10 protein-coding genes and 1 riboswitch are annotated in these 12,831 nt (G+C 36.9%); all 10 genes read left to right on the top strand.

Going from position 1 to position 12,831, the window contains the following annotated elements; all coding sequences use genetic code 11:
- Positions 1–73 precede the first annotated feature (73 nt).
- The 10 genes from EsVE80_RS01705 (at position 74) to proC (ending at position 12,821) form a co-directional block, all read left to right on the top strand.
- The gene (locus EsVE80_RS01705) at positions 74–1,042 is read left to right on the top strand and encodes an SIS domain-containing protein (protein ID WP_173102174.1); all 969 of its coding nucleotides are present in this window, start codon (positions 74–76) and stop codon (positions 1,040–1,042) included.
- Positions 1,043–1,158: 116 nt separating this feature from the next.
- On the top strand, positions 1,159–1,971 hold the full coding sequence (locus tag EsVE80_RS01710; protein ID WP_173102175.1) for a fructoselysine 6-kinase: 813 nt from the start codon (positions 1,159–1,161) through the stop codon (positions 1,969–1,971).
- Between the two features lie 79 nt (positions 1,972–2,050).
- Positions 2,051–2,761: a GntR family transcriptional regulator gene (locus EsVE80_RS01715; protein WP_173102176.1), complete on the top strand. Its 711-nt coding sequence runs from the start codon at positions 2,051–2,053 to the stop codon at positions 2,759–2,761.
- A gap of 33 nt (positions 2,762–2,794) precedes the next feature.
- Positions 2,795–4,288, top strand: a complete 1,494-nt coding sequence (locus EsVE80_RS01720; protein ID WP_173102177.1) for an amidohydrolase family protein — start codon at positions 2,795–2,797, stop codon at positions 4,286–4,288.
- Between the two features lie 59 nt (positions 4,289–4,347).
- Positions 4,348–5,760: a YfcC family protein gene (locus EsVE80_RS01725; protein ID WP_173102178.1), complete on the top strand. Its 1,413-nt coding sequence runs from the start codon at positions 4,348–4,350 to the stop codon at positions 5,758–5,760.
- Between the two features lie 393 nt (positions 5,761–6,153).
- The gene (locus EsVE80_RS01730) at positions 6,154–7,023 is read left to right on the top strand and encodes an AraC family transcriptional regulator (protein WP_173102179.1); all 870 of its coding nucleotides are present in this window, start codon (positions 6,154–6,156) and stop codon (positions 7,021–7,023) included.
- Between the two features lie 495 nt (positions 7,024–7,518).
- Entirely contained in the window at positions 7,519–8,340 is an 822-nt protein-coding gene (locus EsVE80_RS01735; protein ID WP_173102180.1) for a MarR family winged helix-turn-helix transcriptional regulator, read from the top strand.
- A gap of 152 nt (positions 8,341–8,492) precedes the next feature.
- Positions 8,493–10,277 (top strand): ABC transporter ATP-binding protein, encoded by a 1,785-nt coding sequence (locus EsVE80_RS01740; RefSeq protein WP_173102181.1) that lies wholly within the window; start codon positions 8,493–8,495, stop codon positions 10,275–10,277.
- 162 nt (positions 10,278–10,439) lie between these two features.
- Positions 10,440–10,500: riboswitch (Fluoride riboswitch) on the top strand.
- A 91-nt stretch (positions 10,501–10,591) separates the two neighbouring features.
- Positions 10,592–11,863: a phosphopyruvate hydratase gene (gene eno / locus EsVE80_RS01745; protein WP_173102182.1), complete on the top strand. Its 1,272-nt coding sequence runs from the start codon at positions 10,592–10,594 to the stop codon at positions 11,861–11,863.
- A gap of 154 nt (positions 11,864–12,017) precedes the next feature.
- Positions 12,018–12,821, top strand: a complete 804-nt coding sequence (gene proC / locus EsVE80_RS01750; RefSeq protein ID WP_173102183.1) for a pyrroline-5-carboxylate reductase — start codon at positions 12,018–12,020, stop codon at positions 12,819–12,821.
- Positions 12,822–12,831 lie beyond the last annotated feature (10 nt).

Here is a 12,831-nt window from a genome sequence, read left to right on the forward strand (position 1 = left end):
AAAACTAAAAATAATTTACTGTAAAAACAGGTACGCTATTTAAACAAATTTGTTAAATTTAGGAGGATAAAAAATGGACGTAACAAAAACTGTTGAGAAAATTTTGGCTAAAAATGAAGGACAGCTTTCGGGTATTTATTTTGTGGCTTGTGGTGGCTCTTTAGTTGACATGTATGTGGCAGAGTACTTTATGAAAGCTGAATCAAGCAAATGTTTTACCGGTTGGTATACTGCTAATGAGTTTTGTCACGTACCACCGAAAGCTTTAGATGAAAATGCGGTTGTCATTTTATGCTCCCATGGTGGTAATACCAAAGAAACAGTAGAAGCTGGAAGAATTGCACAAAGCCGCGGTGCGCAGACGGTAGGTTTAACCCACAATAAAGAAGCTGATTTATTTAATGTATCTGACTACAGCTTCTTGTATGATTGGGGCGCAGATGCTGAAGTGAAAAATAATCCGATGGCGATTATTTTGGATTTGACAGTATCACTCGTTGCAAAAACAGAAGGATACACCCATTATGATAAATTCAAAGAAGGTATGGGCATTATTGATACTGTTGTGAAAAATGCAATTACGCAAGTACAAGATCGTGTCAAAGTTTTTGCTGATAACTATCAAAATGAATCGATGTTTTATATTATGGGAAGTGGTCCAAGTTATGGTCATGCATATGGATTTTCAATTTGTTCCTTAATGGAGATGCAATGGTTAGACTCAACTTCTGTTCATTCTGGCGAATATTTCCATGGGCCGTTTGAAGTGACAGACCAAGATCGCAATTACATCATGTTAATGAGCGAAGGGCGCACCCGGCCATTAGACGAGCGGGCAAAAACTTTCTTGCAAGAATATGCCAAAAATGTCGAATATGTTGATGCAAAAGAATTAGGGTTGGATTTAATTCCCTCAGAAGTTAATGAATTTTTTAATCCGATTTTATTCTATAGTGTTTTGTCAGAATATCGCTTGGCGTTATCCAAAGTTCGTAATCACGACTTGGATGTTCGCCGCTATATGGGAAAAGTTACGTATTAAAATAATTTTTAAAAAAGGCAGTTACAAAAATAAGGTGACTGTCTTTCCCTTGAAGTATAAAATTCGTTTGTTATTTTATGGGGATAAAATAGTTTTAAATGAAAGGAGCAGTTTTAATGAAGGTTCTTGGATTAGGAGACAATGTCGTAGATAAGTATGTGAATTATCAAATGATGTATCCTGGGGGAAATGCTCTAAACTTTGCCGTATTTGCGCAAAAGTTAGGAGCAGATAGTAGTTTTATGGGTGTCTTTGGTACCGATCAAGAAGGGCAGTATGTTAAAAAAGTTGTAGAGAAATTGGGATTGGACAATAGTCATTCCCGCGTAGTAGAAGGTGAGAATGGCTGTGCTCGCGTGAAAATTAAAGATGGTGATCGGATTTTTTTAGGGAGCAACGAAGGTGGCGTGACGCGGACTAATCCAATTACTTTAACGAAAGACGATCAAACATATTTAAAAACTTTTGATCTCATTCATATGGGGTTATACAGTCATGTAAATCATTTACTAACAGCTTTGAAAGACGTACCTGCCCAAATTTCATATGATTTTTCCGATGATTTCACTGAAGCTGAAATTCAAAATGTAATTGCAGACGTGGACTTTGGCTTTTTTTCTATCAGTGATGCTAACGATGAAGATACTAAGCAATTTCTACATGATCATTTCACTGGAAATAATAAAGTTCTAATTGTTACCAGAGGTGCTAAATCCGCTTGGGCCTATGACGGAGAACAGTTTTATGAAGTTGTACCGGTTTTAAAAGAACCTGTAGATACCATGGCAGCCGGGGACTCCTTTTTAACAGCCTTTTTAGTTCATTATTTAAATGGAGCAGATATTGTATCTGCAATGAAAAAAGGAAATGACTTTGCTGGTGAATCTTGCATGATTGAGGGCTCTTTTGGCTATGGGGTTTCTTACTAGCAACTTGTGTTAAACAAAGGCATTTGGTACTCTACTTTATGAGAAATCTTTTTGATTAAAAACTAAGTGAGGGACTAATATGCTTGATGCAAACGCACAATTGCCATTATATAAACAACTAAAAGAAGTAATTAAAACAAAAATAAACACCGGTGAATATACTGAAAATAAACGCATTCCAACTGAACCTGAATTCATTGAAAATTATGGTATCAGTCGTATTACAGTTCGCAAAGCAATTGAAGAATTGGTGGCAGAAGGCTATTTGGTAAAAAAACAAGGCAAAGGAACTTTTATCAGTGGACACAAAGTACTGCGTAAAATTGAGTATGTAGCAGGTTTTAGTGATAGTGCGAAAAGTAGTCAGTTAAAAACGACGAGTATTTTACTAAAGGAAGAGGTGTTGCTAGCAGATAACGAGTTAGCAACCAAGCTAGAAATTCCTATTGGTGCAAAAGTTTTATATACCCAAAGAAAGCGGCTAGGCAATGGGACGCCATTACTCTTGGAAAATAATTATTTTGATTTTGAACGTTTTTCCTTTTTGCAAAAAGAAGATCTAACAGGCTCATTGTATGAAATTTTACGAAAGCATGCTATTTTACCAGTCAATCCAGGAGAAACAACATTAGAGATAGTGACTGCTGATGATTTTATTGCCAAAACAATGGCTGTTGCTATTGGTACCCCATTTTTTTATATGCAGACAGTCGTGAAAGATCAAAAAATGCGTCCAATTCATTTTGGCAAGCAATTTTATTTAGGAGATGCCTATACTTTCAGTATTTGATTTGCCGCCAAGCCGTATATTGGAGGAGAAATCATGGAAACAATTATTCGCACTCATTTTCTTTTTGATGGTATTCATCCCGTTCAAAAAGGACATATTGTCATAAAAGATGATAAGATTATCGCCAAATTTTTTAATTGGGAATATGGAGAAATTTCGGATAAGCGTCGGTTACTTGAATACGATGACTATTTTGTTATGCCTGGTTTGTTTGATAACCATGTTTTTTTTAGTGGTTATTTGCGAATGAATGCGGGTCTTGATTTAAGCGGATGTGTAAATAAAATAGCAGCTTTACGAAAAATAGAAGCTGCTAGTGCACAAAAACACGGGGATCCGATTTATTTTCACGGTTTTGACTTGACACGGTGGTCAGAAAAACCAACGCAACAGGATTTAGATCGTTTAAATTATGACGGTCCAATTAGCGGAATTGATAAAAATCGTTCTTATTGTTGGTTAAACAAAGCTGCTAAAGTTCGTTATGGTTTTAGTGAAACAGATACCAGTGCTGAGGCAGCAGAAAAATTAATCACGGAATTGTTAACCAATAAAGAAGAGTTAACTACTGTGTACCAAAAGTATGAAAAAGCCTTACTCTCACGTGGTGTTGTTGCGACTAAAGAAATTGTTTTTGATAACGCTGAATATTTTAGCTGGCGACCAGAAGGAAAGATTCAAACACGTTTTTATATTCAAGCAGTGGCAGAACCGTTAAATATTGCTAAGTTAGTTCAATATCAACGAACTCAATTTTTAAAAAACGTCACGTTTGGTGGCGCGAAAATTATGGTGGATGGTGTGGTAGCTGAAGAAACTGGTGCTACGTATGGTGACTACACTTCAGGAAAAATTCAGCCACAGATTGATTATGATGCTATTTTTAACGTAGTGAAAACATGTAATAGTCAAAATATTCCCTGCTGTTTAACAACTGAAGGAGATCAGGCGGCAGCAAAAGCTGCTGAAATTTTAGCAGCGAATGGTAAGCGTTTACCAAAAGGTGTTTATAATTCCATGAGTGATTTAGAAATGATTACCAACCAAACCGCACAAAAAATGGCGGATAATAAAATTGCAGCAGAAATTTATCCTCAAGTTTTAGGACTAAATAGTCGTTATGAAGAAAGTTATATGGAAACTATTTTGCCACAGGAATATGCCAATCGTTTCTTTAATTACCGTGCCTTAAAAGACGCAGGCGTATTACTTACCAGTGGTACTGATTTACCTCTTTTCCTAACGAGTTTACCAGAATCAATTGTTCGCAGTGTCTGGCGTAAATTTCCTCGTGGAGAAAGAAGTTGGCAGCAAAAAAGAGGACTTGATTGGCTAAATATACTGCAAAGTTTTACTCAAAATGCTTTTGCTGCTAATGGTATGTTTGACGCCGGTACGTTATGTACAGGACAAAAAGCTCATCTAGCAATTTTTGACACTGATTTGACAACTAAAGATATTACGCGTTTAATGCAAGCCCAAATAGTTGCTACTTACATTGATGGACAGGTCGTTTACCAAAGTTGAAAATTTCCATCAAACAATAACGTTATGATACGTATTTTGACGAGCAAGGAGGAAATGAAATGGAAGTAACACAATCAAAACAAAAAAAGAAATTTGTTTTTCCCCATAGTTATACACTGATTTTTTGCTTGATTATTGCGGCCGCGATTTTAACTTGGATTATTCCAAGTGGACAGTTTGAGACGGTTGTTGAAAATATCAATGGTACTGAAAAAACGACAGTTATTCCGGGCACGTATCATCAAATCGCTAAAGCCGGCTATGGTCAAGGAATTGGAGCAATTTTAAAAGCGCCAGCAGCGGGGATTATTTCCGCAGTTGAAGTAGTTGCTTTTGTGCTGGTTGTTGGCGGTGCTTTTGGGGTGATTTTAAAAACAGGAGCAGTAGATCGGGCTTTATTTTCTTTAGCGACGTCACTTGGAGATAAAGGGATTTTGGTAATTCCTTTATCTATGGTTTTATTTAGTCTTGGTGGTTCAACTTTTGGAATGAGTGAAGAGGTAATTCCGTTATTTGCCGTATTTATTTCATTGATGTTTTCATTAGGATATGATTCTATGACAGCAATTTTAATTTTATTTTTGGGAACGCAAGTGGGGTACGTTGGCTCGACAATTAATCCGTTTAATGTGTTGATTGCCCAAGGAGTGGCAGGGGTACATGGCAATCCATTATTGTGGTATCGGGTTATTTGTTGGGTGATTTTAACTATAATTTCTATTGTCTTTACGATGAATTATGCACGTAAAGTAAAGACCAATCCTGAAAGTTCAATCGTTTACGCCAGCGATCAATTGGTCAAAAATAAATTTCAAAATTTCCAGCAAGACCAACCCTTTTCCAGTGGTGATAAATTGATTGTAGCTGGATTTATCGGCGGTTTAGGTGTTATGATTTGGGGTATTATTGTCCAAGGTTGGTACATGGTAGAGATTTCAGCACTGTTTGTGGCCCTAGCATTATTTGCAGGTGTGGTCGCTAAATTTGGGCAAAAAAAAATTGCGGAAGCTTTCGTAGAAGGTTGTGCGGATTTTGCTTATGCAGCTGTAATTATCGGTTTAGCGCGAGGTGTTTTGGTAATTTTAGAAAATGGCATGATTATCGATACAATTTTAAATAGTTTGGCTACTCTTTTAGGAGGATTACCCAAAGCTATGTTTTCGACAATTTTATTAGGAGCACAAGTTTTAGTAACCTTCTTTGTCCCATCTTCTTCTGGTGCTGCGGCATTAACCATGCCGGTAATGGCGCCTTTAGGAGATTTACTGGGAATAAATCGAGATGTTATTGTCTTAAGTAATCAGTTTGGTAATGGCTTAATGAACATTATTTCACCAACTGGGGGTGTGTTATTGGCGGGGCTAGCTATTGCTGAAATCAACTTTTCAAAATGGTTTAAAGTTGGTTTGAAAGCTTTTGGCATTTTAACAGTTGCTGCAGCGATTTTACTTTATGTTGCGACATTATTTTAGATAACTATTAAACATGAAAACAAAAAGCAGTCCCGAGTAAAATCAAAGGGCTGCTTTTTTCTGTAGTACTTAACGATGTCCGGATACAATAAAATTTTTCTTAAAGTAAAGAGTCGACGCTAGTAAAAAAGTGATACGCGTAAAAAGACTTAACCATTTTGGCAACACTTACTCTCTGAAGTTATCAGAATTTTTGCTAGGGTCTAATTAGAACTGATTGTTTAATTGGGGAGTAAATAGTTATAATTGAGCTGTAAAAGACAACTTGCCTTGAAATATACTGGGATAAAATTTTTTCGGAAGTACGAAGTAATCATACGACTTAATTTAATACAAAATATCGAGTCAATTTATAAAAGTGCCTGTATCTTTATAAATAAGGAGGGGAAAATAATGCTAAAAGAGTTGAACGTACTTGTTGATTTCATTGAAGCACATTTAACAGAAGAAATTCAGCCACAAATGTTGCAAAAAATTACCGGTGTTTCAGTGTACCACTTGAAAATTGTTTTTTTTCATTTAACTCAAATGACAATCAGTGAATATATCAAGCAACGTCGTTTATCAGAGGCCGCACAAAAATTAAGCCAAGGAGCAAGTGTGACAGAAGTCGCCTACCAATATGGTTATCAATCCTTGGATGGTTTTACCCGTGCTTTTAAAAAGTGGAGTGGACTGCTTCCGTCTGAAATTAACAAATTGCAACAAAGTAAAGTTTTCCCAAAAATCTCCTTTACCATTACAGTTACAGGAGGAAATAATATGGAATATAAAATAATTGAAATGCCGGACTTTTATTTAGCGGGAGTTAAAAAGAGAGTCTCTATGCAATTTGAAGGCGTAAATGAAGAGATTATTGCCTTAGCACAAAGCATTACTGGCGCCCAAAGAGAGGAAATGCATGCTTTGAAAAATGTGGCTCCCTTAGAAGTTGTGAATGCATCTTATGCTGCTGATTATGGGTTTAAAGAAGAAAAAGGGGAGCTGACACATCTTATCGGTGTTTTAACGACAAAAGAGCCTAAGTTATTAACAAAAAAAGCTGTATCGGCAGGTTTATGGGCAGTTTTTACTGCTGAAGGTCCATTTCCGGAAACAATGCAAAAGACAATGGCTAAAATTTACAGTGAATGGTTGCCTAGTGTAGAGTATGAGCTAATTGCAAAGCCCAATTTTTCATTTACGAAAATGAATACAAAAAAAGATAAGTTTGCTTATAGTGAAATTTATATCCCAATTAAAGAAAAATCCATGGGCAGCTAAACGATTAGTTTATACGTTGTAATGCATGGGTGCGGCACATTACTTGCCGATATAAGAAAGCCCAAACGTTACTGCCAGAATGTATTTTGTATGAGAGAAAGTAGAATATTACTTATTGTTTGCGCTAGGTAACTAGATTCCATGCAGAATAAACAGAATTTTTAGGAATCTTTGGTTTCTTATTCTGGGTTCATTTTGCAATTAAAAGGAAAAGTTAACGAGAATCAGGTATAATAAACGTGTGAGCCTAACGTTCAACTTCAATTCGTTAGAATCATTTTTTCGCATTTTAGCGAAATGACATCAACTATTTTATTATTCACGCCAAATGGATAATAAGATGTTGGTGTTTTTTTTTACTGTTTAGTGAAATGGATACTAAAAAATTTTTGAGATAAAAGGATTGACAATTGTTCGGTACCGAAATATAATCACCAATGTAATAAAGTTCGGTACCGAAATATTCGGTGCCGTAATAAAAGTGAGGTAATTTTAATGAATACATTTAGTGACCAATTATTAAAACAAATTCGTTTCATCAGTGATGCTGGCAATGCGTTTATGAGTAAAAGACAAAAATTAACAGGGCAACAGCGAGTATTGGCAGTACTGCGCTTGGAAGACGGATTAACCCAAGGCTATTTAGCAGACATTTTGGGTTTGAGTCCTAGTTCACTGGCAGAATTATTGAAGAAATTAGAAAATAGTGGCTCTATTAAACGCATTGAAGATGAGCAGGACAAACGTATTAAGAAAGTATTTTTGACCGAAGTAGGCAAAAAGCAGGCAGAAATATCGGCACAAACAGCACAAACAAGTGAAAGTGCACATTTCTTTGATGGCTTAACGGAAGAGGAAATGACGGAACTAGCAGATTTATTACAAAAAATTAAAGAAGGCTGGAATGATGACATGAAACAAAAAGCCGAAGCCTTTGTAGATCCTTTTGATCGTCTCGCAGCTATTCAAAATATGCAGGAAGTTTTTAAAGAACATTTTGGGCAAGAATGGGCTGAAATGGATGCTGCGGACATGAATAAATTACGTCGAGAAATGCAGAAAAAAATGCGAGAAATGTCATTTGAAGATTTAGAACACATGCGTAATTTCCGTGGCGACTTTGGTGGCTTTGGTGGTGGACTAAGAGGGGGGCGTGGCGGCCGTCTTGGTGGTCGTAATTTTCACGAAAATCACCCCCATCCAACCAAAGAACAACAAGAGGCCTGGTTTGATTTTTGGAAGAATAAAATTGGTGGTATGAAGCCAAATCAGGGTAAAGAAGATAAACAAGATCAAGATGAATGGAAAGATTTTTAAAAGAGTTAACGACGTTTTAAAACGATTCTGTCTAAAACAATTTAGTCTGGCAGACACTTTTTACAAAAAATTTCAAGTTTGTAAAGGTTACAGGCGTTTTTTCTTTACACCTGCGTAATGTCAGACGTTAATGAAGAAAAGAGGAATTTACAATGCCACAAGGTGGAGGCGGCCGTGAAGCTGCAATTTTTGATGATGAGTTACCAAAAGCTAAAGGAACATTTAAATTTAAAGATTTTTTGAAACTAATTAATAGTGTGAGCCCCCAAAAAGCACTTTTTGCTTTTGGTTTATTACTAAGCTTAATCACGAGTGGCGCGAGTCTTGTTGTGCCACAGTTAACAAAAGGATTAGTAGATACGAGTGAGTTAGCAAAAATCGATGGCAAAATGGTTGCCGTCTTGGTGTTGGCGTTTATCGTATATTTAGGTTTCGGTGCAATTGGCGGTTATTTTTTACGTTATGTCGGGGAAAGTTCTGTCAAAACATTACGAGAAAAATTATGGCACCACTTGTTACATTTGCCTGTCGCCTATTATGACGATCATAAATCAGGTGAAAGTAGCTCTCGTTTGGTGAATGATACCAGTGTAATAAAGGACTTGGTAACGACCCAATTTCCTAATTTTATTACGGGGGCTATTCAATTAGTCGGCTCGGTGATTATCTTATTTATCATGGACTGGAAAATGGCGGCGCTAATGTTTATTTCTGTGCCAGTCGTTATGTTAGTAATGATGCCAATTGGAAAATTTATGATGAAAATTGGGCGCCAAATGCAAGGTGCACTAGCAGATTTTAATGCAGATACGACAGAGAAAATATCTGAGATTCGCTTAATTAAATCCAGTAATGGCGAAAGCTATGAAATTAAAAATGGTGGTCGCTATATTGATAAAATCTTTAAACTAGGTTTAAAAGATGCCAAAGTTGAAGCTGTCTTGCAGCCAGTAATGATGACGACAATGCTAGGTTTGTTTGTTGGTATTTTAGGCTATGGAGCAGTACGGGTGCAAGCAGGGACACTAACTAGTGGTGAATTGGTCGCTTTCTTATTGTATCTCTTCAATATCATTACACCAGCTGCTAGCTTTGCTACCTTCTTTTCTCAAGTGCAAAAAGCAATGGGGGCAACAGAACGCATTCAAGCAATTTTGGAAACACCAACGGAAACAATTACCGTTGATACCAATATTACTGTCACAGGTAAAACAATTGAAGCAAATCACTTATCATTTAGTTACGACAAATCAAAAGTGATTTTACAAGATGTTTCTTTTGAAGCTAAACCTAATACGGTGGTGGCATTTGCCGGACCTAGTGGTGGAGGTAAGTCAACGATTTTTGGCCTGTTGGAACGTTTTTATGAACCAAAATCAGGCAGTATTACCATTGGTGGACAAAATATTCAAGACCTGTCTCTAAAAGATTGGCGTTCACAAATTGGTTATGTCTCACAAGATAGTGCGGTTTTTGCCGGTAGTATTCGAGACAATTTACAATATGGCTTAAATCAGTTACTAACAGATGAGAAAATGTGGGAAGGTTTGTCATTAGCGTATGCGGATCAGTTTGTCCGCGATTTTCCTGATCAATTGGATACGCAAATTGGCGAACGCGGCGTCAAATTATCTGGTGGACAAAAGCAACGCATTGCGATTGCCAGAGCCTTTTTACGCAATCCGAATATCTTGATGTTAGACGAAGCTACAGCCAGTCTAGATTCTCAATCAGAAGAAAAAGTACAGCGAGCATTAGATCAGTTAATGGCAGGAAGAACAACATTAGTAATTGCTCACCGCCTGTCAACGATTGTTGACGCAGATAAAATTTACTTTATCGAACATGGAGAAGTGACAGGCAGTGGGACACACCGTGAGTTAATTGCAACGCACCCTTTATATGCCAAATATGTAAATGAGCAAGTTGTAGATTAAAAAAACCAGATGTAACTATTATTTATAAGGTGAAATTTATGAAACAGCTTAAACTGTTACTTAAATTTCATCTTATTTATTTAGCGGACAAATTTGAAATTTACGGCTAATTAAAAGCAAGAGTCTTTTTGTTTTACAATTTTTGAAAATGGCGATATTATTTTCGCGTAAAGGGATGGTGTTCCCTATAAGTGCTGAAATGGCTGATGACACCTGTTGTAAGAGTTTATTTGAGATGTTTTCAAATACTTTTACAACAGGTGTTTTTTTGCATTTTGAATTTTGCCACTCAAAGAATCTAAGGAGGAATTATCATGTCAGTAGTGATTGAAAATGTTAAAGCAAGAGAAGTTTTTGATTCAAGAGGTAACCCAACTGTCGAAGTCGATGTCATTTTATCTGATGCAACATTAGGACGTGCACAAGTGCCATCAGGAGCTTCAACTGGCGATCGTGAGGCTGTCGAATTGCGCGATGGCGGTGATCGCCTGCAAGGCAAAGGTGTTTTAAAAGCAGTGAACAATGTAAACACAGAAATCAAAGATGCATTAGTTGGGTTGAGTCCATTTGATCAAGAAAAAATTGATCACATCATGATTGATTTAGACGGCACAGCCAATAAAGGTCGGTTGGGTGCTAACGCTATTTTAGGTGTTTCGATGGCGGTTAGTCGAGCCGCTGCCGCTAGCAAAAAGGAACCTTTGTATCGTTATTTAGGTAGTGTTGATTTAGAATTACCACAACCATTTTTTAACGTAATTAATGGTGGTGTCCATGCTGATTCGGGCATTGATGTTCAAGAATTTTTGATTACGCCAGTTAAAAGAGCAAGTTTCCGTGATGGAGTAGAAAAAATTGCCAATATCTACCACACACTAAAAGGAATTTTAGCTAAAAAAGGCCTTGAAACAGCGGTTGGGGATGAAGGCGGCTTTGCGCCAAAACTAGGTAGTACAGAAGCTGCTATCGAAACATTGTATGAAGCAATTAAAGCTGCTGGTTACATGCCAAAAGAAGAAATTGCGATTGCGTTAGATCCAGCTTCAAGCGAATTTTATAATGAGGATACCCATAAATATAACTTTGAAGGCAAAGAAATGTCCAGTGGCGAAATGTTAACCTACTACCAAGAATTAGTAGCGAAATACCCTGCTATTATTTCAATTGAAGATGGTTTTTCCGAACATGATTGGGACGGGTTTAAAAAACAAACGGATACGATGGGGGCTAACATTCAACTAGTTGGCGATGATATTTTTGTTACCAACCCCACTATTTTTAAAGAGGGCATTGATAAAGGCGTCGCCAATGCAATTTTAATCAAACTAAACCAAATTGGCACAGTTTCTGAGTCCATTGCAGCTATTAAATTAGCGCGCCAAAATGGTTACAATACAATGATTTCCCATCGTTCAGGAGAAACTGGTGATACTTATATTGCTGACTTTGCTGTCGCAATGAATGCCGGACAAATTAAAACAGGTTCTATGGCCCGCAGTGAACGAGTGGAAAAATACAATCAATTTTTACGGATTGAAGAAGAATTGGAAGGCTACGCTAAACTAGCACATTTTCCTAGGAAATAAGAAAATCTATATTTTAACTCAAAAGGAGTACTCTAGCTGGAGTATTCTTTTTGTTATATAAGTAGTCTCACATCTGAATTTTATAAAAATCCATCTGACGGTAGCTTTTTATTAAAAAATATAGCAAAATTAAACCAAAGAAAGGATGAGGGAAATGGGTAAAATAGGATTTTATGGGGGAGGAAATATGGGGCAGGCAATGATCAGTGGGTTATTGCAGTCAAAACTTTACATAAGAGAGGACATTTTTGTCTATGATGCCTATGGCCCTTCATTAGAAAGTATTAGTAAACGGTTTGATGTTAACGTAACACACACAGGTGATGAATTAATTAAAAAAAGTGATATCATTATTTTTGCGGTAAAACCTAGTATTTTATCCGAAGTGTTAGAACATGTAGCAACCGTGATTAGAAAGGATCAATTAGTGGTTTCTATTGCCGCTGGTGTTACAATAGATACAATTATTGGCTATCTTGGAAAAAAGCAAAAAATTCTACGTGTTATGCCAAATACGCCAGTCTTGGTGGGAGAAGGTATGTCAGCCGTTGCCGCAAATCAGATGGTTACTACAGGAGAACTAGACCAAATTTTAGCAATTTTTCGTAGTTTTGGAAAAGCAGAAGTAGTCTCAGAAAAAATGATGGATAGTGTAACGGGATTAAGTGGTTCAGGTCCAGCATTTGTTTATATGTTTATTGAAGCCCTAGCTGATGGTGCAGTTTTTGAAGGAATGCCGCGAGAAATGGCTTATGAATTTGCCGCTCAGACGGTTCTTGGGGCAGCAAAAATGGTGGGAGAAACCAAAGAACATCCAGGTGTTTTAAAAGATCGTGTAACTTCACCAGGAGGTACTACAATTGCGGGTGTAAAAGCATTAGAAACGGAAGGATTACGAGCAGCAGGAATAGCAGCTGTGTGTGCAGCAACAAAAAAAAGTCGTGAGTTAGGGAAATAATGGAGGAAAA

It is taken from the genome of Enterococcus saigonensis (assembly GCF_011397115.1).
GTDB lineage: Bacteria > Bacillota > Bacilli > Lactobacillales > Enterococcaceae > Enterococcus_C > Enterococcus_C saigonensis.